The organism is Streptomyces sp. B21-105, from assembly GCF_036898465.1.
Classification (GTDB): Bacteria; Actinomycetota; Actinomycetes; order Streptomycetales; family Streptomycetaceae; genus Streptomyces.
Map to the genome: position 1 here is coordinate 7567483 of NZ_JARUMJ010000001.1, position 24491 is coordinate 7591973.

Here is a 24491-nt window from a genome sequence, read left to right on the forward strand (position 1 = left end):
GGTGGGGTGTGCTCTTCCTGTGGGCGTGCCTTCTCCTGGTGGGCGTGCGATCGGTGACTACGCGCGGCGCAGCGCGCGCAGGGCCCCTCTGCCGGCTGCCGTGGCGGCGCCGGTCGCGGTGACGGCGGCGGCCGCCGTGATCGCCCAGCGGACCGCCCGGGAGGGCCGTGCCGGGCGCGTGGCCGACTGCTCGGGGTGTTCGCCGGGCAGCGGGCCGTCGAGGCCGAGGGCCAGTGCCTCGGCCAGGTGCAGGGCCCTGCGGCCGGTCCCGCCCTGTTCGATCTGGGTGCGGCAGCTGAAGCCGTCGGAGAGGACCAGGCTGTCGGGGGACGCGCCGCGGACGGCGGGCAGGACGCCCAGTTCGGCGACGGCCATGGAGACCTCGTGGTGGCCGCTCTGGAAGCCGAAGTCGCCGGCCAGCCCGCAGCAGCCCTCGTCGAGGACATCGGCGTCGAGGCCTGCGCGGCGCATGAGTTCACGGTCGGCGTCGAACTTCATGACGGCGTGCTGGTGGCAGTGGGTCTGCACGGTCGCGTGCCGGGCGAGCCGGGGCGGATGCCAGCCGTCGGGCGCGTGGTGGACGAGCTGTTCCGCGAAGGTGCGGACCTGCCCGGCCAGCCGCTGCACGTCCTGGTCCTCGGGCATCAGCTCGGGTGCGTCGGACCGGAAGACGGCGGTGCAGGAGGGTTCGAGGCCGATGACCGGGGTGCCGGCCTCCAGGTAGGGGCGCAGCACGTCGAGGGTGTGGCGCAGCACCTTCTGCGCGCGGGGCAGCTGGCCGGTGGAGATCCAGGTCAGGCCGCAGCACACCGGCCGGTCGGGCACGGCGACGCGGAAGCCGGCGTCCTCCAGGACGCGGACGGCCGAGATCGCGATCGCGGGATGGAAGTAGGTGCTGAAGGTGTCGGGCCACAGCACCACCGTGCGCGGGTCGGCCGGATCGGGTTCGTCGACGCCGCGGGCCCGCCACCACTGCACGAAGGACTGCCCGGCGAACACGGGCGCGGCGCGGGCCGCGTCGACGCCGGCCAGGAGTTTGCCCGCGCGGGCCAGTCCCGGCGCGTGCAGCGCCGAGTTGACCAGGTAGGGCGCGATACGGGACAGACGCGCCCATACGGGGAGCCAGCCCATGGAGTAGTGGGCGGCGGGACGCAGCCGGCCCTCGTAGTGGTGGGAGAGGAACTCCGCCTTGAGGGTGGCCATGTCGACCCCGGTCGGGCAGTCGGACTTGCAGCCCTTGCAGGCCAGACACAGATCCAGCGCGTCGCGCACCTCGGTGGAGTGCCAGCCGTCCGTGACGGCCGAGTCGGCGTGGCCGTCGAGCATCTCGAACAGCAGCCGCGCCCGGCCGCGGGTGGAATGTTCCTCCTCCCCGGTGGCCCGGCAGGAGGGACACATGACGCCGCCGGAGTGGCCGCGGCAGTTGCCGATCCCGACGCAGCGCATCACCGCACGGTTGAAGGAGTGGTCGTCCTCGGGGAAGCCGAAGTGCGTCGCGGGAGTCGCCGGGCGCCAGGCGGGGCCGAGGCGCAGCTGCCCGTCGACCGGATGGGGGTGCACGACCTTGCCCGGGTTCATCCGGTTGCCGGGGTCGAACAGCGCCTTAAGTTCGCCGAACGCGGTCACCAGCCGCTCGCCGAACATGCGGGTGAGCAGTTCGCCGCGGGACTGGCCGTCGCCGTGCTCGCCGGACAGGGAGCCGCCGTAGGAGGTCACGAGGTCGGCGGCCCGCTCCACGAAGCGGCGGAAGCCGGCCACGCCCTCGGCGGTCCTGAGCTCGAACGGGATGCGGGTGTGGACGCAGCCCTGCCCGAAGTGGCCGTAGAGGGACGGGTGGTCGTAGCCGAACTCCGTGAACAGTTTCCTCAGGTCCCGCAGATAGTCGCCGAGCCGCTCGGGCGGGACGGCCGAGTCCTCCCAGCCCTCCCACGTCTCCCGGTCGTCCGGCGGGCGGGCCGTGACGCCGAGCCCTGCCTCGCGTGCCCTGAGCATCCGCTGCTCGCGCTCGGGGTCGTCGGAGAACGCGACGTCGGCGTCCTTCTCGGTCCGGCCGACGGCGCGCAGCAGCGCGTAGGCCTGCTCGTCGACCTCCTCCTGGCTGTCGCCGCCGAACTGGAGCATCAGCCAGCTGTCGCCCTCCGGCAGGGCGTCCAGGGACTCCAGGTGGGCGTTCTCCTCGCGCATCAGCTGGGCCATGCGCCCGTCCAGTGCCTCCAGCTGTCCGGGGGCGCAGTGCTCGAGCAGGCGGGTGACGTCGTCGGCGGCCGCGCAGATGTCGTCGTAGCCGAGGACCAGCAGCGACTGATACGCCGGCACGGGCACCAGGCCGAGCTCGGCGTGCAGGACGGTCACCAGCGTGCCCTCGCTGCCGACCAGCGCCCTGGCCACGTCGAAGCCGTTCTCGGGCAGCAGCGAGTCGAGGTTGTAGCCGGAGACCCGGCGCGGGATCTTGGGGTAGCCGCGCCGGATGTCGGCGAGGTATTCGGCCACGAGACGGTCCAGGCCGTCGTACAGCTCGGCGCGCCGGCCGCCCGCCGCGGCGATCCGCGCCCGCTCGGCCCGGGACGTCGGCCCCACCCACATCCGTGTGCCGTCGTAGGTGAGCACCTCCAGGCGGCGCACGTTGTCGACGGTCTTGCCGTACGCCTGCGCGGACGCGCCGCACGAGTTGTTGCCGATCATGCCGCCCAGGGTGCAGTGGCTGTGCGTCGACGGCTTCGGGCCGAACTGCAGGCCGTGGTCGGACAGCCGCCGGTTGAGCTCGTCCAGGACGATGCCCGGCTCGACCACGCAGGTCCGTGCGTCGGGGTCGACGGAGATCAGCCCGTGGCAGTACTTGCTCCAGTCGACCACCACGGCCGTGTTCGTCGACTGTCCCGCGAGGCTCGTGCCACCGCCTCGCGACAGGACAGGGGCGCCGAAACGGGCGCAGACCCGCACGGCACGAGCCCCGGCCTCCACCGAACGGGGCACGACGACGCCGACGGGCATCTGACGGTAGTTCGAGCCGTCGGTGGAGTAGGCCCCCCTGCTGCCCGCGTCGAACCGGACCTCGCCCGCCACGGCCTCACGCAGCGACGCCGCCAACTGGGCCGTATCCGCTCCGGAGGCGTCGAAAGGGGGGTGGGTCATCGGAGCGACCGCCTTCCTGAGCCGTTGACCGTGCGCGACAGCCACTCTCGTCGGCTCTGGCTCTCGCCGCCGCTGCCGCCGCCCCGCCCGGGTACCCGGCCTTGCAGAGTGCAAGAGCGCATCGGGCGGGATTTTCCGGGCCCGGCTCCGAGGCCGCTGTGACCTGCCCGGGTCAGACGGGTCCGTTGCTCTTCGGGCGGCGGCGTCCTCCCTGGGGTGGGTCCGGCGGGGCCGGGTTGAGCGGGTCGTCGATGAGGCCCTGGACGCGACGGACTTCGTCGAGGGGGTCCACGGCCATTTCGTCGGCGGCCAGGGTCAGCGCTCTGAGGGCCGGTACGAGAGCCGCGCGCGCTTCGGCGGGCAGCCGTTGGACGAGGGCGCGGATCTCGGTGCGCCGGTGGGCGAGGACGCGCTCCACCAGGTCCTGCCCGGCGGGCGTGAGGCGCAGGACGACCTCGCGCCGGTTGTCGGGATTGGTCCGGCGGTCCATGTGGCCGGCGGACTCCAGGCGTTCGACCATGCGCAGGGCCGTCGAGGGGTTGACTCCCAGGGTCGCGGCCATGGCGGCGAGCTTGACGGGCCCGCAGGTGTTCAGCACGACCAGGGCGCGCAGCTGGGGCAGGGTCAGGGTGTCGTCGGTGGACGCGAGCGCGCGGGCGGAGATCGCCACGAGCAGCCTGGACGCCGCCATGACGGTGAGTGTGACCTCCTCGGCCTCCTGGTCGAGTTCCGCAGGGGAGGCCGGCGGCTCGGCTGCGGGCTCGAGCCGATGGGGTTCCTGCCGCGTCATCGTGTCCGTTCCGCCTCTCGATCACAATCATTGCAGAGTGCAATGTTAGGCTGGGTGTGACCAGTCTCGAGCCGCGCGGCGCGACGAGTGCGGGACAAGGGCGTGATCACGATGAAGGTCCAGCCGGTGCATGAAGCCTATTCGTTCGTGTGTCTGCGCTGCGGGCACGCCTGGGAGGGCGCCTACGAGATCCGGCACTCGGTCGACTGCCAGGGCCGCGTACGCGCGGACTACTACGTGCACGGCTTCAAGGTCCCGTCACCGCTGACGGCCAACCGGTGCCGCACGTGCCGCGGCTCCCGGATCCGGATCCTCCGGCCCGGGCGGGTGAGCTCGGCCAGCCCGCTGCTGGACTGACGACACCGTCGGGGCAGCCGCACGCGCTGGGTGCCGAGGTCCGGGAAGCACGAGGGCGCCGGGGGCGTGCCACGCACACAAGGCGCTCGTATTCCCAGCGATGCTCAGCCTGCGGCTTCACCACCCCCGGCAGCCGAGAGACCCGAGAGAAATTCGTGTGCAAGAACCCCGACTGCGGCTTCGTCGGTAACGCCGACTGGAACGCGGCCCGGAACATCTTGCGGCTCGACAGGCGAGATACGGCAGCGACGGGCACTCGTCACCTAGAAGCCCGGACGCTATGTGATCGAGCCAGTAGCTCACGACATCGTCACGGGGGTTGTCGTCGTTGCGCGGAATGCCGGTGATCGCGATGCCCCGCAGGAAGATCAGCAGCACGTCGAATGCCATACGGGTCTGCGCCGGGTCCGTCTGTGCGGTGGCTTTCTCGAAGATCTGACGCAGGGCGCGGCCCAGTCGCCGTTCCGGGGGGATCAGTGCGGCACGCAGTTGTGGATCGGTGCGGGCGCTGATCCAACAGTTCAAGCGCGGCCAGAAAGGGAGGCCCGGACATCGCGGATTGGATCACTGAGACCACTTGGGCCAGTGCGTGCGGCCCCGGCTCGATTCCGTCGGCCGCCGACCGCAGCAGTTCCAGGCGCTGATCGGCGATGTGATGGGTGGCGGCGACCGGCAGGTCCGTCTTTGAGGCGAAGTGGTGCGACAGGGCACCCCGGGACAGGTTGACCCGGTCCTGGATCCGCTGGGTTGTCGCGTTGGCCAAGGCCGGAATCATCCCGCCGCGCGCCAAGGGGGACAAAGGACTGGCCATGGGAGGCAGCGCCGAAGGACGGCTTCCACGCCCCGCGGCACACATACGCCTCCATCATGCCGGAGGCCGGAGAATCCGTCGTGACCCTGGCGCGGTGGCTCGGGCATTCCTCGCCGGCGATCACCCTCGGTTACTATGCTCACTTCATGCCGGAGGCCGGAAGCAAGGGGCGGACGGCCATCGACGGACTGCTGGGGAGGCAGGGCGATCTGCATGCCGTTCGAAACTCCCCAGATTCTCCCCAGGGCTGCTGACGGGCGTTTTCCGCTGTTTGAGGCCCCGAAGCCGGTCGTGGATTACAAGGCCGAAGAGGCGGGTGACCTGAGGAAATGTTGAGAGAGGTCGCTGCGACCCACTACATCGAACCCCTGCGCTCCGGCGGCTCCGTTCCCGGCGTCGTCGAGGCCGACGACCTGGGCACGTACGTCGTGAAGTTCACCGGTTCCGCGCAGGGCCGCAAGGCGCTGGTCGCCGAGGTGATCGTCGGCGAGCTGGCGCGGGCGCTCGGGCTGCGCTTCCCCGAGCTGGTCCTGGTGCACTTCGACCCGGCGCTCGCGGCGCACGAACCCCACCAGGAGGTGCGCGGCCCCCTCGACGCCAGCCACGGCGTCAACCTCGGCATGGACCTGCTGCCGGGAGCGAAGGACTTCACCCCGCAGGTCGCCGAGTCCTTCGCCGTGGACCCGTTGGAGGCCGGCCGGATCGTCTGGCTCGACGCGCTGACCGTCAACGTCGACCGGACGGTCCACAGCTCCAACCTGATGCTCTGGCCCACGTTCGGGACGGTGCCGCCGCGGCTGTGGCTGATCGACCACGGGGCCGCCCTCGTCTTCCACCACCGCTGGGACGCGTCCGCGCCGGACAAGGCCTACGACTTCCGCCACCACGCCCTCGGTCACTACGCCCCCGACACCCGCGCGGCCGACGCCGAGCTGGCCCCCCGGGTCACCGAGGAGCTGCTGCGCGCGATCGTGGCGGAGGTCCCGGACGCCTGGCTGACCCTCGAGGAGGGCTTCGCGACGCCGGACGCCGTCCGCGAGGCGTATGTGCGCTACCTCCACGCGCGCGTGAAGGCGTCAGCGGCCTGGCTGCCCACCGGCTTCCCCACCCGGGAGGAACGCGCCGCCGAGGAGGCCCTGCGCGCGGCGAAGACCCGTCAGGGCCGTCCGAACTGGCTCAAGCAGGTTCCCGACCTGCACGGCGAACCGGCGGCGGAACAGGATTGGTCGGTGCACCTCGGATGACCCACGCCGTGCAGATCGAGTACTGCACCCAGTGCCGCTGGCTGCCCCGCGCGGCGTGGCTGGCACAGGAGTTGCTGACGACCTTCGAGGCGGAGCTCACGGAGCTGTCGCTGAAGCCCGGCACGGGCGGCGTGTTCGTCGTCCGCGTCGACGGCGAGGTCGTCTGGGACCGCCGTGAGCAGGGCGTCCCGGAGCCCACGGCGGTGAAGCGGCTGGTACGCGACCGAGTGGCCCCGGGGCGGACCCTGGGCCACTCGGACCGTCCGGACCGTTCATAGCGTCCTCACCGTCCTCACCGTCCTCACCGTCCTGACCGGTCCGGAGGTCAGCCCTTGAGCTGTTCGTAGGCGGGCAGGGTGAGGAAGTCCGCGTAGTCCTCGTCGAGGGCGACCGTCAGCAGCAGGTCGTGCGCCTGCTGCCAGTGGCCGGCCGCGAAGGCCTCCTCGCCGATCTCGGCGCGGATCGCGGCGAGCTCCTCGGCGGCGACCTTGCGGGCCAGCTCGGGGGTGGCCTTCTCGCCGTTCTCGAACTCCACCCCGGCGTTGATCCACTGCCAGATCTGGGAGCGGGAGATCTCGGCGGTCGCAGCGTCCTCCATGAGGTTGAAGATGGCGACCGCGCCCAGGCCGCGCAGCCACGCCTCGATGTAACGGATGCCCACCTGCACGGCGTTGACCAGACCGGGATAGGTCGGCCTGGCGTCGAGCGAGTCGACGGCGATCAGGTCGGCGGCCTCGACGTGGACGTCCTCGCGCAGCCGGCCCTTCTGGTTCGGCCGGTCGCCGAGGACCCGGTCGAAGGACTCCATGGCGATCGGCACCAGGTCGGGGTGGGCCACCCAGGAGCCGTCGAAACCGTCGTTCGCCTCGCGGTCCTTGTCGGCCTTGACCTTCTCGAAGGCGACCTTGTTGACCTCGGCGTCGCGGCGCGACGGGATGAACGCGGCCATGCCGCCGATGGCGTGCGCGCCGCGCTTGTGGCAGGTGCGGACGAGCAGTTCGGTGTAGGCGCGCATGAACGGGGCGGTCATCGTCACAGCGTTGCGGTCCGGCAGGACGAACTTGGCGCCGCCGTCACGGAAGTTCTTGACGATGGAGAACAGGTAGTCCCAGCGGCCCGCGTTCAACCCCGAGGCGTGGTCGCGGAGTTCGTAGAGGATCTCCTCCATCTCGTAGGCGGCCGTGATCGTCTCGATGAGCACGGTGGCGCGGACGGTGCCCTGCGGGATGCCGACGTAATCCTGCGCGAAGACGAACACGTCGTTCCACAGGCGGGCCTCCAGGTGCGACTCCGTCTTCGGCAGGTAGAAGTACGGGCCCTTGCCGAGGTCGAGGAGACGCCGGGCGTTGTGGAAGAAGTAGAGGCCGAAGTCGACGAGTGCGCCGGGCACCGCGCGGCCGTCGGCGTCGACGAGGTGCCGCTCGTCGAGATGCCAGCCACGCGGCCGCATCACGACGGTGGCGAGCTCGCTGTTCTCCTTCAGCGCGTACGACTTGCCGGACGCCGGGTCGGTGAAGTCGATGGCGCGTGTGTAGGCGTCCGCCAGGTTGACCTGACCGAGGACGACGTTCTCCCAGGTCGGCGCGGAGGCGTCCTCGAAGTCGGCGAGCCAGACCCGGGCCCCGGAGTTGAGCGCGTTGATCGTCATCTTGCGGTCGGTGGGGCCGGTGATCTCGACCCGGCGGTCGTCCAGGGCCGCGGGGGAGGGCGCCACCCGCCAGGAGTCGTCCGCGCGGATCGCGGCGGTCTCCGGGAGGAAGCCGAGGGTGGACGTGCGGGCGATCTCGGCGCGGCGCTCCGCGCGGCGGGCGAGGAGTTCGTCGCGGCGCGGCGTGAACCGGTGGTGCAGGGCGGCCACGAAGGCGAGCGCCGCCGGGTTGAGGACCTCCTCCTGCCGCGGCAGGGGCTCGGCGTCGACGATGGCCAGCGGGGACGGCGCTGGTGCGGACATGAGCGGTCACTTCCTTCAGCGGTGGCACCGGGTGCCAGTCGAACCGGGTACGACGAGCGGGGCTCCGGACGAGCCGAGCCCTTCTGGAAAGTGGATACTAGTTTTCTCATGGTGGAAGTTCAATGGTTTGTTGATGTCGAGACTCTCCGGGTCGGGACACGCTGACGCTCGGTGCCAGGGGGTCTCGGTGTCGGCGCGCTCGGTGTCGGGGCGCTCACTCGAGGTGCGCGAGATCCTCTGGCGTGTCGATGTCGAACGGCCGTGCCAGGTCACCGCACTCGACGAGTGTGATCGCCGCCTGGTGCTCGCTCAGATAGGCGCGTGCCCCCCGGTCGCCGGTCGCGGTCGCGGCGACGCCCGCCCAGTGACGGGCGCCGAACAGCACCGGATGGCCGCGCTCGCCGTCGTAGGCGGCGGACACGAGCGAGGACTCGCCCTCGTACGCCGCGAGCACCCGCGCCACCGCCTCCGGCCCGATGCCGGGCTGGTCGACGAGGAGGACCAGCGCCGCCCGCGCGCCGCCCGCCGTGGGGTCGGCCGTGGGGTCGGCCGGCGGTGCGGAACGGGTCAGCGAGGCGAGTCCGGCGCGCAGTGAAGTGCCCATCCCCTGCGCCCAGTCGGGGTTCTCCACCAGCACGCACCCGTCCAGCCGGGCCCGCTCCCGTACGACGTCGGCGGCGGCCCCGAGCACCACGTGCACGCGCGCGCAGCCCGCCGCGCGCAGCGTCCGCACCGCGTGCTCCACCAGGGGGCGTCCCCGGTGTTCGAGCAGCGCCTTGGGCCGCCCGCCGAGCCGCCGGCCCCCGCCCGCCGCGAGGATCAGGCCCACGACCTGGCCCTGCGCGCGGGCCGCGGTCCCGTCTTCCGTGTGTGTCATGCGTCCTGCATACCTGACGCGGCGTCGGACGCGAGGTCTTGGGAGGCTGAATTTCGGTCCGCGCTGTGGCGCACCCGGCACGGGGTGGCGTTTACTGACCCGCGCGTCCCCCGGCGTGCGACCGGCGCCACGGGGAGGCGGGGCGGGACGGCGCGTACTCGTGCTCGGCGGGGTGCGAGGGGGGAGAGCTGTGTTGCGGAGCTTGGGGCAGAGGGCAGTGACCGGCAGCGACGAGGATCCGAGGGTGGCGGAACTGCGGACCGCGGTGTCCCGGCTGCGCCGTGAACTCGCCACGCATCCGGCGGAGTTCCCCGACCGGGTCATCGCCGAGGACGAACTCGCCGCGCTCGCCGCGATGGCGACCCACGGAACTCCGGAGGTCCCCCGGATGCGCCGCTCCCTGCTGCTGATCGCCGGCGCCATCGGCTCGGTGAGCGCACTGGCGCGCGGCCTGTCCGACGTGCGCAGTGCTGTGGAGCTCTTCGGGCAGGCCCCGCGCCGCTGACCCGCTTCCCCCGGTCCGCTCCGGCCTCCGGCGTCCAGTCTTCGGTGTCCGGCCCCCGGCGTCCGGCCCTCCCGCGTCCGGCCTTCGGTGTCCGGCCCTCCCGCGTCCGGCCTTCGGTATGGGGTCAGCCCACTCCGTTGCCGGAGTTGGTCAGTGCTTGCGAGAGTTCCGCCGCCACCTGCTGGAGCACCGGCACGATCCGCTGCGTGGCCTCCTCCGTGACGCGGCCCGCCGGGCCGGAGATGGAGACGGCGGCGGCGGTGGGGGAGTCGGGCACCGACACCGCGAGGCAGCGGACGCCGATCTCCTGTTCGTTGTCGTCGACGGCGAAGCCGGCCCGCCGTACCTCTGCCAGCGCCGCCAGGAAGCCCTCCGGCGTGGTGATCGTCTTGTCCGTGGCGGCGGGCATGCCGGTGCGGGAGAGCAGGGCGCGCACCTCGTCGTCGGGGAAGCCGGCCAGCAGGGCCTTGCCGACGCCCGTGGAGTGCGGCAGCACCCGGCGTCCGACCTCGGTGAACATCCGCATCGAGTGCTTGGACGGCACCTGCGCCACGTACACGATCTCGTCGCCGTCGAGCAGCGCCATGTTCGCCGTCTCGCCGGTCTCCTCGACCAGGCGGGCCAGATAGGGGCGGGCCCAGGTGCCCAGCAGCCGGGAGGCGGACTCGCCGAGCCGGATCAGCCGGGGGCCCAGCGCGTAGCGGCGGTTGGCCTGCTGGCGGACGTAGCCGCAGGCCACCAGGGTGCGCATCAGACGGTGGATGGTGGGCAGCGGCAGACCGCTGCTCGCGGACAGCTCGCTCAGGCCGACCTCGCCCCCCGCGTCCGCCATCCGCTCGAGGAGATCGAAGGCGCGCTCGAGGGACTGGACCCCTCCGCCGGCGGACTTGGCGGAGTCGGTGGTGCTGGCGCTCGACGTCGGCACGGCGCGTCCTTTCGAAACTGGCGGGCGGGGCTGAAGCCTACCCGTCGGTCGGTTGACTCCCGGCTTGTGCGTAGCTACGTTCTGCTGCACGGAATTATCGTTCCGCTTTGTGGAAACGTCCAGAGTAGTGACGGCGGGCACGCTGTGGGGGAGTGTGTCCTTGACGGTGCGGGAGCGGGAGTGAAGACTCCTTCAACAGAACGTTGAATTCTGTCCGGGCCTCCCGTCGCCCACGGGAGTGCACGGTAGAGAGGGGGCCGGGTGTCCGAGGCCGAACTGGTGCTGCGCTCGACACGCGTCATCACTCCCGAGGGGACGCGCCCCGCCGCGGTCGCCGTGGCGGGCGGCACGATCGCGGCCGTCCTGCCCTACGACGCCCCCGTCCCCGAGGGCGCCCGTCTGGAGGACTTCGGCGACGACGTCCTGCTGCCCGGCCTCGTCGACACGCACGTGCATGTCAACGACCCCGGCCGCACGCACTGGGAGGGCTTCTGGACCGCCACCCGCGCGGCGGCGGCCGGCGGCATCACCACCCTCGTCGACATGCCCCTGAACTCCCTGCCGCCGACCACCACGGTCGAACACCTGCGCCTCAAGCGGGAGGTCGCCGCGGACAAGGCGCACATCGACGTCGGCTTCTGGGGCGGCGCCCTGCCCGACAACGGCAAGGACCTGCGCCCCCTGCACGACAGCGGGGTGTTCGGCTTCAAGGCGTTCCTCTCCCCGTCGGGCGTGGACGAGTTCCCGCACCTCGACCAGGACGGCCTGGCCCGGTCCCTGGCCGAGATCGCCGGCTTCGACGGCCTGCTGATCGTGCACGCGGAGGACCCGCACCACCTGGACGCGGCCCCGCAGCGCGGCGGCCCCCGGTATGCCGACTTCCTCGCCAGCCGCCCGCGCGACGCCGAGGACACCGCCGTCGCGCACCTCGTCGCCCAGGCCCGGCGGCTCCACGCGCGCGTGCACGTCCTGCACCTCTCCTCCAGCGACGCGCTCCCGCTGATCGCCGCCGCCAAGGCCGACGGCGTCCGGATCACCGCCGAGACCTGCCCGCACTATCTGACCCTGACCTCCGAGGAAGTGCCCGACGGGGCCAGCGAGTTCAAGTGCTGCCCGCCCATCCGCGAAGCCGCCAACCAGGACCTGCTGTGGCAGGCCCTCGCCGACGGCACGATCGACTGCGTGGTCACGGACCACTCGCCGTCCACGGCCGACCTGAAGACCGACGACTTCGCGACCGCGTGGGGCGGCATCTCCGGCCTGCAGCTCAGTCTCGCGGCGGTCTGGACCGAGGCGCGCAGACGGGGCCACGGCCTCGAGGACGTCGTGCGGTGGATGTCCACGCGCACGGCCGCGCTCGTGGGCCTCGACCGCAAGGGCGCGATCGAGGCGGGCCGGGACGCCGACTTCGCCGTCCTCGCCCCCGACGAGACCTTCACCGTCGACCCGGCGGCGCTCCAGCACCGCAACCGCGTCACGGCGTACGCCGGCAGAACCCTCCACGGCGTCGTGAAGTCCACCTGGCTGCGGGGCGAACGCATCGTCTCCGACGGCGAGTTCACCGAGCCGAGGGGGCGGCTGCTCACCCGCAGCCCCTGACGCCGACGCCCACGCCGACTTCGAGGCAGCGGGACGCCCGCACCCGCGCCCCAGCGCGCTTCCCGCACCCAGCCCGCGCTCCCCGCACCGGCCGACCCCCGAGAGGCAGATCTGATCACCGTGACGGCGACGACGAATTTCACCGGCGACGCGAACCCCTACACAGGCGGCGACCCGTACGCGGACTACCGCGCCGCCGACCTCCCCTTCACCCGGTACGTCGACCTCGCCGACCGGCGGCTCGGCGGCGCGGTCGTCGCCGCCAACGACGAGTTCTTCGCCCAGCGCGAGAACCTTCTCCTGCCCGGACCGGCCGAGTTCGACCCGGAGCGCTTCGGGCACAAGGGCAAGATCATGGACGGCTGGGAGACGCGCCGCCGCCGCGGGGTCTCCGCCGACCAGCCGTGGCCGACCGCCGACGACCACGACTGGGCGCTCGTGCGTCTCGGCGCACCCGGCGTGATCCGGGGCATCGTCGTCGACACGGCCCACTTCCGCGGCAACTACCCGCAGGCGGTGTCGGTCGAGGGCGTGTCGGTGGCGGGCTCGCCGTCGCCCGAGGAGCTCCTCGGGGACGACGTGAAGTGGACGACGCTGGTCCCCCGCACGCCGGTCGGCGGCCACGCGGCGAACGGGTTCGCCGTGGCGACGGAGCAGCGCTTCACGCATCTGCGGGTCAACCAGCACCCCGACGGCGGCATCGCCCGCCTGCGCGTGTACGGCGAGGTCGTCCCCGACCCCGGGTGGCTGGCGGTGCTCGGCGCCTTCGACGTGGCCGCCCTGGAGAACGGCGGCCTGGTCGAGGACGCCTCCGACCTCTTCTACTCGCCTGCGGTCCACACCATCCAGCCGGGCCGCTCCCGCAAGATGGACGACGGCTGGGAGACGCGCCGGCGCCGCGACCGGGGCAACGACTGGATCCGCTACCGGCTGGCCGCCCAGGCTCGGATCCGCGCGCTGGAGATCGACACCGCGTACCTGAAGGGCAACAGCGCCGGCTGGGCCTCGGTGTCGGTCAAGGACGGCGAGGACGGCGCGTGGATCGAGATCCTGCCGCGCACCCGCCTGCAGCCCGACACCGACCACCGCTTCGTCCTGCCTGAGCCCGCGGTCGGGACGCACGCGCGCGTGGACATCTATCCGGACGGCGGCATCTCCCGCCTGCGTCTGTTCGGCTCGCTGACGGAGGAGGGCGCACGCCGCCTCACGGCCCGCCACCAGGAGCTGGGCGGCTGACCCGGGACGGCGTCCGGGGGCACGCGGAGCCGGACGGCCGCAGCGGGACGGCCCCAGCGGGACGGCCGCAGCGGGACGGCCGCAGCCGGGACGCGCCCGGTCAGTCGGACCCCCGGCTCTCCGCAGCGGCGAACAGGGCGAACGCCAGCACGAGCAGGGCGACGCTCACGTACACCTCGTAGCCGTCCAGGAAGCCGATCCGCTGCACGAGGCCCACATGCCAGTGGGCGAACTCGTGCAGCAGCCCCAGGACGCCCTGCACCAGAACGAAGAATCCGAGCAGACCCAGCAGTTCCTTCATGTCGACGACCCTCGCCCCGCCGACCGTCGACGCGCCATCGGCCGCGGGGCGGCGCCCGCGCGACGAAAGACGCGCGACCGGGCGGCCGGCCGGGGCCGAAAGTCGGCGGCGGCGCGACTTCCGTCGACCGTCGTCCGCCGTCGGTAGGGATCACCGTCGGCGGGGAGGTGACCGGGCCGCCTCCTGCGTAGATTTGTCGCCCATGAGGGCAGACGACGACGCCGCGCCGACGGCGCCCGGCTTCACGGGACCCCGATGGCTGTGGCCGTCCGCGGTGGTCGCCGAGCTCGACCCGGACGCCGGGCTGGCGGCCCGCGGCACCGGCGCACCGCACGCGACTGGGCCGTCGACTTCTCCTGCTTCCTCCTGGCCGCAGCCGTCGGCCTGGCGATCGCGGACTCGGTCCCCGGCGAACAGGACCTGCCGTACGCCGTTGCGGTGGCCGACCAGCTGCTGGGCGCCCTCGCCTGCGCGGCGGTGTGGCTGCGCCGCCGGTGGCCGCTCGCCCTGGCCGTCACGCTGGTCCCGCTCGGTTTCCTGTCGACCACCTCGTCCGGCGCCCTCACCGTCGCCCTCTTCACCCTCGCCGTGCACCGGCCGTTCCGGTACGCGGCCTGGGTGGGCGGCGCCGAGCTGGCGCTGATCCCGCTGCTCGTCCGGGTGCGTCCGGACCCCGATCTGGGGTACCTGTCGGCAGTGGTGTGGACCGTGCTGATCACCGTCACGGTCCTCGGCTGGGGCATGTTCGTGCGGTCGAAGCGGCAGCTGATGCCGAGCCTGCGCGACCGGGCGCGGCGCGCCGAGACGGAGGCCCGGCTGCGCGCCGAGACGGAGGCCCGGCTGCGCGCCGAGCAGGCGCAGCGGCCGGCCCGCGAGGCCATCGCCCGCGAGATGCACGACGTGCTCGCGCACCGGCTCACCCTGCTCAGCGTGCACGCGGGCGGCCTGGAGTTCCGCCCCGACGCGCCCCGCGAGGAGATCGCCCGGGCGGCCGGCGTCATCCGGGAGAGCGCCCACAAGGCCCTCCAGGACCTGCGGGAGATCATCGGCGTCCTGCGGGCCGGGGAGCCCGACGACGCGGGCCGGCCCCAGCCCACGCTCGCCGGGCTGGACACGCTGGTCGCCGAGTCGCGCGAGGCCGGCATGAAGGTCACCCTCGACCAGCGGGTCACCGAGGCCGCCGCGGTTCCCGCCTCCGTCGGCCGCACCGCCTACCGCATCGTCCAGGAGGGTCTGACCAACGCCCGCAAGCACGCCCCGGGCACCAAGGTCGCGGTCACCGTCGTCGGCGGCCCCGGCGAGGGCGTCGCGGTGAGCGTGCGCAACCCCGCGCCGGAGGGCGACGTCCCGGCCGTCCCCGGCTCCGGGCAGGGCCTGATCGGCCTGACCGAACGGGCGACGCCGGCCGGCGGACACCTGGGGCACGGGGCGCGCGACGGGAAAGACTATCGGGCACCGGATCAACCCCGTCCCGGATCGGCCCGTCCCGGCTCACTCCGTCCCGAGGGACGCCGGGATCTCCGTGAGGCGTACCGCCCGGCGTTCCCGGCGGGACACCTCGCAGGCCTCGGCGATGCGCAGGGCCTGCAGGGCCTCCCGGCCGTCGCAGGGGTTGGCGCGGTCTCCGCGGACGACGTCCACGAAGGCGTTCAGCTCCGCTGTGTAAGCGGGTTCGAAGCGTTCCAGGAAGCCCGTCCACGGCTTGTCCGCGGCCGGCGGACCGGTGGGCTCGGTGGACGCGATCGGCGTGCGGTCGTCCAGACCCACGACGATCTGGTCCAGCTCCCCGGCCAGCTCCATGCGGACGTCGTAGCCCGCCCCGTTGAGCCGCGTCGCCGTGGCGGTGGCGAGGGCGCCGTCGTCGAGGGTGAGGACCACGGCCGCCGTGTCCACGTCCCCCGCCTCGCGGAACATCGCGGGACCGGCGTCGGACCCGGCCGCGTACACGTCCGCCACCTCGCGCCCGGTCACCCAGCGCAGACAGTCGAAGTCGTGGATGAGCGCGTCCCGGTAGATCCCGCCGGACACCGGCAGCCAGGCGGCCGGCGGCGCGGACTCGTCGGAGGTCAGCGACCGCACCGTGTGCAGCCGTCCGAGGCGTCCCGAGCGCACCGCCTCCCGGGCCCCCGTGTACCCCGCGTCGAAGCGGCGCTGGAAGCCCATCTGGAGGATCGTGCCCGCGCTCTCGACCTCGGCGATCGCCTGTAAGGTCCCCGCCAGGTCCAGGGCGATCGGCTTCTCGCAGAAGACCGGGAGCCCGGAGCGTGCTGCCCGACCGATCAGTTCGGCGTGGGCCGAGGTGGCCGTCGTGATGACCACGGCGTCCACGCCCCAGCGGAAGATCTCGTCCACCCCTGGGGCGGCCGTCTCGCCCAGCCGCAGCGCGAGCTCCTGGGCCCGCGCCTGGTCCGCGTCCGTCAGGATCAGGGATCCGACCTCGCGGTGACGGCTGAGTGTGTTCGCATGAATGGTGCCTATGCGGCCCGTCCCGATGACCCCGATGCGCATGGAACCAAAGTGACCTGGCATTCAGCGCCTGTCAATGCGCATGTCCGGACAATCGGACTACACAACTTCCCGTCAACCGGTCGCGGAGCTACGCTCGGGCCGTGCCGAAACCAGGAGTGGACCCGACCGTGCAGCTGGAACTACGTGTGGACCGCAGTTCTCCGGTGCCGTTGTACTTCCAGCTCGCCCAGCAGCTGGAGGCCGCGATCGAGCACGGCTCGCTCACCCCCGGCAGCCTGCTGGGCAACGAGATCGAGCTCGCCGCACGGCTCGGCCTGTCCCGGCCGACCGTCCGCCAGGCGATCCAGTCCCTCGTCGACAAGGGCCTCCTGGTGCGCCGCCGGGGCGTCGGCACGCAGGTCGTGCACAGCCAGGTCAAACGCCCCCTGGAGCTCAGCAGCCTCTACGACGACCTGGAGGCGGCCGGGCAGCGTCCGGCGACGACGGTCCTGGTCAACACCGTGCTGCCGGCGTCCGCCGAGGTCGCGGCCGCGCTCGGGGTGGCCGAGGGCAGCGACGTCCACCGGGTGGAACGGCTGCGGCTGGCGCACGGCGAGCCGATGGCGTACCTGTGCAACCACCTGCCCTCCGGTCTGCTCGACCTCGACACCGCACAGCTCCAGGCCACCGGCCTGTACCGGCTGATGCGGGCCGCCGGGATCACCCTGCACAGCGCCCGCCAGTCCATCGGCGCCCGCGCCGCCACCGCCGACGAGGCCGAGCGGCTCGCCGAGGAGCGGGGCGCCCCGCTGCTGACCATGCAGCGCACCACCTTCGACGACACCGGCCGCGCGGTCGAGTTCGGCGACCACATCTACCGCCCGACCCGCTACTCCTTCGAGTTCCAGCTGCTCGTGCGCCCCTGAGCGCGATGCCGTGCCCCCCGTCACCCCGGCCCGCCGGCGGCGGGGACGCCGACGAGGACCGTCCCGGCGACCCCGCCACGAGCTGCGGCGTCGCGCGCGTGCCCGTCGCCGCGCCCCCGCGCCCGCCCGGCGTCCGCCGAAGGCGAAGCCCGCGCGCCGTCGTCGCCCGGCTCGGCACCCGAGGTGAGGGTGAGGCAGAATCGGCGACGATGAGCACCTACGGCAACTTCAGCGCCCCGATCGGCTCCCGCCGCGCCCCCGCACTTCGCACGGTGGGCCCCAGGGAGCGCCGCTCGCACCTCACCGCGCCCCGGGTGCCCACGGTGGGCATCGACATCGGCGGCACCAAGGTGATGGCGGGCGTCGTCGACGCCGACGGCAACATCCTGGAGAAGGTCCGCACCGAGACGCCGGACAAGTCGAAGAGCCCCAAGGTCGTCGAGGACACGATCGTCGAGCTGGTCCTGGACCTGTCCGACCGCCACGACGTGCACGCCGTCGGCGTCGGGGCGGCGGGCTGGGTCGACGCCGACCGCAACCGTGTGCTGTTCGCGCCCCATCTGTCCTGGCGCAACGAACCCCTCAGGGACCGCCTCTCCGGCCGCCTCGCGGTGCCCGTCCTCGTCGACAACGACGCCAACACCGCCGCCTGGGCGGAGTGGCGCTTCGGCGCGGGCCGCGGCGAGGACCACCTCGTCATGATCACCCTCGGTACCGGCATCGGCGGCGCGATCCTCGAGGACGGCCAGGTCAAGCGCGGCAAGTACGGCGTCGCCGGCGAGTTCGGCCATATGCAGGTCGTGCCCGGCGGCCACCGCTGCCCGTGCGGCAACCGCGGCTGCTGGGAGCAGTACAGCTCGGGCAACGCGCTGGTCAGGGAGGCCAAGGAACTGGCCGCGGCCGACTCGCCGGTGGCCTACGGCATCATCGAGCACGTCAAGGGGCAGATCGGGGACATCAGCGGCCCCATGATCACCGAGCTGGCCCGCGAGGGCGACGCCATGTGCATCGAGCTGCTCCAGGACATCGGCCAGTGGCTCGGCGTCGGCATCGCCAACCTCGCCGCGGCCCTCGACCCGTCCTGCTTCGTGATCGGCGGCGGCGTCTCGGCCGCCGACGACCTGCTGATCAGCCCCGCGCGGGACGCGTTCAAGCGCCAGCTCACCGGTCGCGGCTACCGCCCCGAGGCCCGGATAGTGCGTGCCCAGCTCGGCCCCGAGGCCGGCATGGTCGGCGCCGCGGACCTGGCCCGTCTGGTGGCCCGCAGGTTCCGGCGCGCCAAGCGCCGCCGCGTGGAGCGCTACGAGCGCTTCGAACGGTTCACGGAGGCGGCCCGCCGCACCCAGGACACGGCTTGACGGCCGTGTCGCCTTCCGCCCGCACACGGCTCGACGGCTGTGTCGCCCTTCGCCCAGGACAGCGCATGACCCCGGTACCGCCACCGCACCGCACGACCTCGGACACCGCATGACTGCTTCGCTGCCCCGCCAGGCCGCGTCCTTTGGCGAGCCGCCCCACCCGCCGGAGGACCGCCGGCACATGATCCGCCGCAGGGCGCTCACCCTGCTGATCATCGTGCTGCTCATCGGCGGCCCGGCCGGCTACCTGGCGATCTCCGCCGGCCAGAGCCGCGACAGCGGCAAGGACAAGGCGGCGAAGTGGTCGGCGACCGGCCTGACCGAGGGCTGGCCGTCGAAGGTGCAGCGCCGCCTGTACCAGGTGCCGGTCCCGCACCCCGCCAACAACGTCGCCTACTACGAGACGAACAACTGGAAGACCAGCCGGCTCTACGTGCAGTTCCAGACCACGCACGCCGGCCTCGACCAGTTCCTCGCGGAGATCGGCGTCAGCCGGGACGACCTGAAGAAGGGCGACATCGCCATCAGCGACCGCGACCAGGAGATCACCGGCTGGAAGTTCTCCGGCCCCGGCTCCCGTCCCGGGGACGACCTCGGCATCGTCGTCGAGCGGAAGAACCCGCAGCCGACGCTGGACATCGTCGTGAACACCGGAAACACGGTCTTCCCGCTCGTGTACGTCGTCTCCCGCACGGTCCCCTGACGCCGCTCCCGGTCCCGCTCCCCGAGGCCCCGCCCCTTGGACGCCCCTCGGTTCCCGCCGGACCCGACGGGGTGGGACGGCGGGCCGGCCGGGACCGATTGTCAGACCCCGCCCGTAGAGTCGAAGACGACTGATCCGACAGGCGGGCGGGAGGTGGACACCCGGCATGAGCGTCATGGCCGAAGGGACGGCGGCTGCCGCCGAGCCCGCTTCCGTCTCCTCGTGCGTGCGGCTCGCCGCCGTCTTCCTGCCCGCCCCCCTCCCGCGCGAGGGCCGCGTCGCCTTCTGGGACCCGGCCGGCGACGCGCTGCCCGCCGCCCCCCAAGGGCAACGCACGGAGCTCACCGTCGTCCGCCGTCACGGCGCCACGATCCGCCGCAGGCAGACCCCGGCCCTGTCCCTGCCGCTCGACACGGCGCTCCCCCTGCTCGTGCGCGCCCGCAGCGACCCCGCCGCCCATCCGGCGACCGCCTGCTGGGGCGCGGCCGCGCTGCACGCGCTGCGGCTCGCCGCCCGCGGCAGGCTCCTGCCCGGCCTCACGCCCGCCGGACACGACGCCTGGCGCGCGGGCCCCCTGGACCAGGAGGACGTCGCACACCTGCGCGCGGTCGCCGCCGCCCTCCCGCCCGAGGGCCACGCCGTGCCTCTCCCCGGCCCCGGCCCGCTCCTGCTGCCCCGGCCCGAACCCCTGATGCGCTCCTTCCTCGACGCGGTCGCGGACATCCTGCCCCGCACCCCGGCCGCGCCGCACGCCTGCGGGAAGCCTTTCGCGGACCGCCGGCCTCAGCGGCTGCCCGGCACACACGACTGGGCCGCGGAGGTCGCCGCCGGCATGGACGCGGGCGTGCGGATCTCGCTCCGCCTCGACCTGTCGGCGTACGACATGTTCGACGCGCCCGGCGACGAGGGGCACGGCGGGGCCCGGGCGCGCAGCGCGGGCGCGGCGATCGTCCAGGTGCACAGCCTCGCCGACCCGACGCTGGTGGCGGACGCGGCGGCGCTGTGGGCGGGCGAGGCCGACGCGGCCTTCGGGGCACGCGCACGCGTGGACGCGGCCCTCGCCGTGCGGCGCGCGGCCCGCGTGTGGCCGCCGCTGGCCCGGCTCGCCGAACAGGACGCGCCGGACGTCCTGGCCCTCTCCGAGGACGAGCTGGGCGACCTGCTGGGCGTGGCCGCCACCCGGCTCGCCGCGGCCGGGGTCGCCGTGCACTGGCCCCGGGACCTCGCACAGGACCTCAGCGCGGCCGCCGTGGTCCGTCCGGCGCCCGGCTCCGCCACCGACGGCGGGGGCTTCTTCGAGGGCGAGGAACTGCTCCAGTTCCGCTGGCAGCTGGCGATCGGCGGCGACCCGCTCAGCGAGGCCGAGATGGACGCGCTGGCGGAGGCCCACCGCCCGGTGGTGCGGCTGCGCGACCAGTGGGTGCTGGTCGATCCGGCGCTGGTGCGCAAGGCCCGCAAACGCGAACTGGGTCTGCTGGACCCGGTCGACGCCCTCTCCGTCGCCCTCTCCGGCGTCGCCGAGGTCGACGGCGAGACCGTCGAGGCGGTACCGGTCGGCGCGCTGGCCGCCCTGCGGGACCGGCTCACCGCCGGGGTGCGGCCCGCGGAGCCGCCCGCCGGCCTGCGCGCGGTCCTGCGCGACTACCAGCTGCGCGGCCTGGCCTGGCTGGACCTCATGACCTCCCTCGGCCTCGGCGGCTGCCTCGCCGACGACATGGGCCTCGGCAAGACGATCACCGTCATCGCCCTGCATCTGAAGCGGGCCCGCACCGAGCCCACCCTGGTGGTGTGCCCGGCCTCCCTGCTGGGCAACTGGCAGCGCGAGATCGAACGCTTCGCGCCCGGGGTGCCCGTCCGCCGCTTCCACGGCCCCGACCGCAGCCTGGCCGGGCTGTCCGGCGGCTTCGTCCTCACCACGTACGGCACGATGCGTTCGGCGGCGCCGACGCTGGCCGGACAGCCCTGGGGCATGGTCGTCGCGGACGAGGCGCAGCATGTGAAGAACCCCTACTCGGCGACGGCGAAGGCCCTGCGCACCATCCCGACCCCCGCCCGCGTGGCCCTGACCGGCACCCCCGTCGAGAACAACCTGTCCGAGCTCTGGGCGCTGCTCGACTGGACGACACCCGGGCTCCTCGGCCCCCTGAAGTCCTTCCGCGCCCGGCACGCGCGCGCGGTGGAGAACGGCGAGGACGACCAGGCGGTGGAGCGCCTCGCCCGGCTGGTCCGCCCGTTTCTCCTGCGCCGCAAGAAGTCCGATCCAGGCATCGTGCCGGAGCTGCCGCCCAAGACGGAGACCGACCACCCGGTCCCGCTCACCCGCGAACAGGCCGCCCTCTACGAGGCGGTGGTCCGCGAGTCCCTGCTGGCCATCGAGACGGCGGACGGCATCGCCCGCCGCGGCCTGGTGCTGAAGCTGCTTGGCGCGCTGAAGCAGATCTGCGACCACCCCGCCCTCTACCTCAAGGAGGCCGGCGCCTCCGCCGGTGACGCACTGGCCGCCCGCTCCGGCAAACTCGCCCTGCTGGACGAACTGTTGGACACCCTCCTCGCGGAGGACGGCTCGGCCCTCGTCTTCACCCAGTACGTCGGCATGGCCCGTCTGATCACCGCCCACCTCACCGCCCGCGCCGTCCCCGTCGACCTGCTGCACGGCGGGACTCCGGTGCCGGAACGGGAACGGATGGTGGACCGCTTCCAGAGCGGCGCCACCCCGGTCCTCGTGCTCTCCCTGAAGGCCGCCGGCACCGGCCTCAACCTGACACGCGCGGGGCACGTCGTGCACTTCGACCGGTGGTGGAACCCGGCGGTGGAGGAACAGGCCACCGACCGCGCCTACCGCATCGGCCAGACCCAGCCGGTCCAGGTGCACCGCCTCATCACCGAGGGCACGGTCGAGGACCGCATCGCCGAGATGCTTCAGGTCAAGCGCGCCCTGGCCGACGCGGTCCTCGGCTCCGGGGAGTCGGCCCTGACCGAGCTCACGGACCGTGAACTGACCGATCTGGTCAGGCTGCGGAGGGAGGCGTGATGAGCGAACCGCACAAGAGCGGCGGGCCGGCCGACGAGGCACGCCGGGCGCTGCGGGCGGCCCGGGAGCGGCAGCAGGAGCAGACGCCGCAGCCCGCGCAGCAGCCCGCGCGGGAGCGGCGAGCGGAACGGCCCGGCCGTCCCGCGGTCCCCGCCGCCCCTCGACCGGCCGACGCCGCCCGCGCGGCCCTCGCACCGCCCGCAGTCGCGGCGCCGGCCCCCGACGCGGAGCAGGCGGCCGACGCCCCTTCCACGTCCGACGAGCCGCCGACGCCGTCCTCCCGCCCCCTCGCGACCGTCCCGAACGGCACCTCCCCACCGGCCGGTCCCGACAAGAGCGCCACGACCTCGGAGACCGGACCCGTCCCCGACGCCACGACCGTCGCGCCCGCGACCGCTCCACGTCCCGGGGACATCGCCCGTGAGGCGCTGCGCGCGGCACGCGCACAGGCACGCCGAGGTCCCGCGGGGACCGAGGCACAGACACCCGCCGACACAGCCGTACCGTCGGCCCGTGAGGCGGCCCGTGAGTCGTCGCGCGAGGCGGCCCGTGAGTCGGTCTCCGGCCGACGGCGTCACCGTCACGGCCCGCGCCCCGCCGCGCAGCCCGCCGTGCGCCCCGCCGACGTCGGGCGACCGGACCGCACGGGGGAGCACACGCGGGGTCGGCTCGCCGAGGAACGCGCCCGCGCCGTACGGGAGTTGCTCGCCGACTCCTTCCGCATGCCGTCGGACGACGCCGCCGAACCCCCACCCCGACAGCCCCTGCCCCCACCCGGACCTGGGCGAGAGCCCGAGCCTGGGCGCCGGCCCGAGCCCGAGCCCGAGCGTGCACTCGACCCAGGGATCCCCCGGAGTCACGCGGAGAACGGCCCCGACGGCCCCGACCACGCCGGCGGCTTCGACGCTCCCGACGGCCGCGAGAGCCATGCGTTTGCCCCGGCGTACGACGACCTTGCACCCCACGCCCCCCGGTCCATGGCCGCCCCCTCCCGCGACGGCGATCACCGCCGCACCTTCCCGGCCTTCCCTCCGCGCACCGGCGGCGCCTTCGCCGGAACCTGGTGGGGCAACGCCTGGGTCGCCGCGCTCGAGGAGGGCGCCCTCGACGTCAAGCGCGTGATCCGCGGGCGCGGTTACGCCGAGCAGGGAAACGTGGACGCGATCACGGTCACGCCGGGACACGTCCTCGCCTATGTGCAGGGCAGCCGCCCCCGCCCGTACCGCGTCCAGGTCCGGCTGCGCACCCTCGGCGAGGAGGACTGGGAGCGCTTCCTGGCCGCCGCCGTCGAGCACCCCGGGCACATCGCCGCGCTGCTCGACAAGGAGATGCCGGAGTCGCTCGCCGAGTGCGGCGTGCCGCTGCTGCCCGGCCCGGGCGACCTGGAACCGCAGTGCAGCTGCCCCGACCGCGGTCACCCCTGCAAGCACGCGGCCGCCCTCTGCTACCAGACCGCCCGGCTGCTCGACGCCGACCCGTTCGTGCTGTTCCTGCTGCGCGGCCGGGGCGAGCGCGAGCTGCTGGACGCGCTGTCCCGTCGCAACGCCGCCCGAGCGGCCCGCGCCGCACAGGAGCGGCAACCGCGGCCACTGCCGGGCGTGCGGGCCGCGGAAGCCCTCGCCGAGCGCCGCCTGCCACCCCTCCCGACCCCGCTGCCCGCGCCCGCGCACCCCGAGCAGCCCCCGGTGTACCCGTCCGCGCCGAACGGCCCCGACTCCTTCGCGCTGGACCACCTCGCGACCGACGCGGCCGCCCGCGCCCACGCCCTGTTGACCACCGGCGATGACGCGATCGGCGCGCTGACCCTCTGGCAGGACGCCGTACGGCTCGCCGCGTCCCGCCCCGGCTCCGGGCTCACCGTCGCCACCCGGGCCCTCTACGCCTCGCTGGCCTGTGCCGCCGGCCGCACCCCGTCCGAACTGGCGCGCGCGGTGGCCGCCTGGCGGCAGGGCGGACCGGACGGGCTCGCCGTCCTGGAGGAGACCTGGGACCCGCCCGCGGGCCGCTTCGACCGGGCCCGCCCCCTCCTCCTGGCCGCCGACCTGCCCGCCTTCCGCCCCCGTCGCAACCATCTCACCCACCCCCACGGCCATGTCCAACTCCGCTTCGGGCGGGACGGGTTGTGGTACGCGTACGAGTCCGAACCCGGCCGTGACGACTGGTGGCCGCGCGGCACCCCCGACCCGGACCCGGTGGGCGCCCTCACCGGGCTGGGCGGCTCGGGCGAGTTGTGAAGCCGCCCGGCGCGCGCACCGGACGGGCCGCGGCAGCCGGAGTCCCGGGAGGGCCGATGCCGG

20 protein-coding genes and 1 pseudogene are annotated in these 24491 nt (G+C 73.6%); 13 read left to right on the forward strand and 8 right to left on the reverse strand.

Going from position 1 to position 24491, the window contains the following annotated elements; translation table 11 throughout:
- Positions 1-57: 57 nt before the first annotated feature.
- Positions 58-3132, reverse strand: a complete 3075-nt coding sequence (locus QA802_RS33890; RefSeq protein ID WP_334530873.1) for an FAD-binding and (Fe-S)-binding domain-containing protein — start codon at positions 3130-3132, stop codon at positions 58-60.
- Positions 3133-3304: 172 nt separating this feature from the next.
- Positions 3305-3922, reverse strand: coding sequence for a MarR family winged helix-turn-helix transcriptional regulator (locus QA802_RS33895; RefSeq protein ID WP_334530876.1), 618 nt, complete (start codon positions 3920-3922; stop codon positions 3305-3307).
- Positions 3923-4048: 126 nt separating this feature from the next.
- Here QA802_RS33895 and QA802_RS33900 point away from each other — a divergent pair, with 126 nt between their 5' ends.
- Entirely contained in the window at positions 4049-4279 is a 231-nt protein-coding gene (locus QA802_RS33900; protein ID WP_334530879.1) for a hypothetical protein, read from the forward strand.
- The gene (locus tag QA802_RS41910) at positions 4210-4626 is read left to right on the forward strand and encodes a zinc ribbon domain-containing protein (protein ID WP_503461614.1); all 417 of its coding nucleotides are present in this window, start codon (positions 4210-4212) and stop codon (positions 4624-4626) included. Before QA802_RS33900 ends, QA802_RS41910 begins: the two co-directional genes overlap by 70 nt.
- Here QA802_RS41910 and QA802_RS41755 read toward each other — a convergent pair.
- Positions 4590-5135 carry a TetR/AcrR family transcriptional regulator gene (locus QA802_RS41755; RefSeq protein WP_443042215.1) on the reverse strand — a complete coding sequence of 182 codons (546 nt, stop codon included), beginning with the start codon at positions 5133-5135 and terminating at the stop codon, positions 4590-4592. The genes QA802_RS41910 and QA802_RS41755 overlap by 37 nt on opposite strands.
- Before the next feature lie 284 nt (positions 5136-5419).
- Here QA802_RS41755 and QA802_RS33910 point away from each other — a divergent pair, with 284 nt between their 5' ends.
- Positions 5420-6334 (forward strand): HipA family kinase, encoded by a 915-nt coding sequence (locus tag QA802_RS33910; protein WP_334530882.1) that lies wholly within the window; start codon positions 5420-5422, stop codon positions 6332-6334.
- Positions 6331-6612, forward strand: a complete 282-nt coding sequence (locus tag QA802_RS33915; protein ID WP_334530885.1) for an Rdx family protein — start codon at positions 6331-6333, stop codon at positions 6610-6612. Before QA802_RS33910 ends, QA802_RS33915 begins: the two co-directional genes overlap by 4 nt.
- A gap of 47 nt (positions 6613-6659) precedes the next feature.
- On the opposite strand, the gene aceB is transcribed toward QA802_RS33915, so the two are convergent.
- Both aceB and QA802_RS33925 read right to left on the reverse strand, forming a co-directional pair.
- Positions 6660-8285: a malate synthase A gene (gene aceB, locus QA802_RS33920; protein WP_334530888.1), complete on the reverse strand. Its 1626-nt coding sequence runs from the start codon at positions 8283-8285 to the stop codon at positions 6660-6662.
- A 214-nt stretch (positions 8286-8499) separates the two neighbouring features.
- Positions 8500-9162: a nucleotidyltransferase family protein gene (locus QA802_RS33925; RefSeq protein WP_334530890.1), complete on the reverse strand. Its 663-nt coding sequence runs from the start codon at positions 9160-9162 to the stop codon at positions 8500-8502.
- Positions 9163-9352: 190 nt separating this feature from the next.
- On the opposite strand from QA802_RS33925, the gene QA802_RS33930 reads away from it, so the two are divergent.
- Positions 9353-9667, forward strand: a complete 315-nt coding sequence (locus QA802_RS33930; RefSeq protein WP_334530893.1) for a DUF5955 family protein — start codon at positions 9353-9355, stop codon at positions 9665-9667.
- 124 nt (positions 9668-9791) lie between these two features.
- Here QA802_RS33930 and QA802_RS33935 read toward each other — a convergent pair whose 3' ends face one another.
- Complete coding sequence (locus tag QA802_RS33935) at positions 9792-10592, reverse strand: IclR family transcriptional regulator (RefSeq protein WP_334530896.1); 801 nt, start codon at positions 10590-10592, stop codon at positions 9792-9794.
- 261 nt (positions 10593-10853) lie between these two features.
- On the opposite strand from QA802_RS33935, the gene allB reads away from it, so the two are divergent.
- Together allB and alc are read left to right on the forward strand one after the other, a co-directional pair.
- Positions 10854-12191 carry an allantoinase AllB gene (gene allB / locus QA802_RS33940; protein WP_334530899.1) on the forward strand — a complete coding sequence of 446 codons (1338 nt, stop codon included), beginning with the start codon at positions 10854-10856 and terminating at the stop codon, positions 12189-12191.
- A gap of 120 nt (positions 12192-12311) precedes the next feature.
- Positions 12312-13427: an allantoicase gene (gene alc, locus QA802_RS33945; protein ID WP_334530902.1), complete on the forward strand. Its 1116-nt coding sequence runs from the start codon at positions 12312-12314 to the stop codon at positions 13425-13427.
- A 100-nt stretch (positions 13428-13527) separates the two neighbouring features.
- On the opposite strand, the gene QA802_RS33950 is transcribed toward alc, so the two are convergent.
- A complete protein-coding gene (locus QA802_RS33950; RefSeq protein WP_319168657.1) occupies positions 13528-13728 on the reverse strand; it encodes a hypothetical protein in 201 nt (66 codons plus the stop codon).
- Positions 13729-13930: 202 nt separating this feature from the next.
- Between QA802_RS33950 and QA802_RS33955 the strand changes: the two are divergent.
- Positions 13931-15168 (forward strand): annotated as a pseudogene (locus tag QA802_RS33955) (sensor histidine kinase); the annotation flags it as partial.
- A 51-nt stretch (positions 15169-15219) separates the two neighbouring features.
- Here QA802_RS33955 and QA802_RS33960 read toward each other — a convergent pair.
- Positions 15220-16236, reverse strand: coding sequence for a Gfo/Idh/MocA family protein (locus QA802_RS33960; RefSeq protein ID WP_334535041.1), 1017 nt, complete (start codon positions 16234-16236; stop codon positions 15220-15222).
- 128 nt (positions 16237-16364) lie between these two features.
- Between QA802_RS33960 and QA802_RS33965 the strand changes: the two genes are divergently transcribed.
- The 5 genes from QA802_RS33965 (at position 16365) to QA802_RS33985 (ending at position 24428) form a co-directional block, all read left to right on the forward strand.
- Positions 16365-17102 carry a GntR family transcriptional regulator gene (locus QA802_RS33965; protein ID WP_334535043.1) on the forward strand — a complete coding sequence of 246 codons (738 nt, stop codon included), beginning with the start codon at positions 16365-16367 and terminating at the stop codon, positions 17100-17102.
- A gap of 209 nt (positions 17103-17311) precedes the next feature.
- Entirely contained in the window at positions 17312-18460 is a 1149-nt protein-coding gene (locus tag QA802_RS33970) for an ROK family glucokinase (protein ID WP_319168653.1), read from the forward strand.
- A gap of 109 nt (positions 18461-18569) precedes the next feature.
- Complete coding sequence (locus QA802_RS33975; protein ID WP_334530908.1) at positions 18570-19163, forward strand: sugar kinase; 594 nt, start codon at positions 18570-18572, stop codon at positions 19161-19163.
- Between the two features lie 175 nt (positions 19164-19338).
- The gene (locus QA802_RS33980; protein WP_334535045.1) at positions 19339-22194 is read left to right on the forward strand and encodes an SCO1167/SCO6262 family helicase; all 2856 of its coding nucleotides are present in this window, start codon (positions 19339-19341) and stop codon (positions 22192-22194) included.
- The gene (locus QA802_RS33985; RefSeq protein ID WP_334530911.1) at positions 22194-24428 is read left to right on the forward strand and encodes an SWIM zinc finger family protein; all 2235 of its coding nucleotides are present in this window, start codon (positions 22194-22196) and stop codon (positions 24426-24428) included. Before QA802_RS33980 ends, QA802_RS33985 begins: the two co-directional genes overlap by 1 nt.
- Positions 24429-24491: the final 63 nt, after the last annotated feature.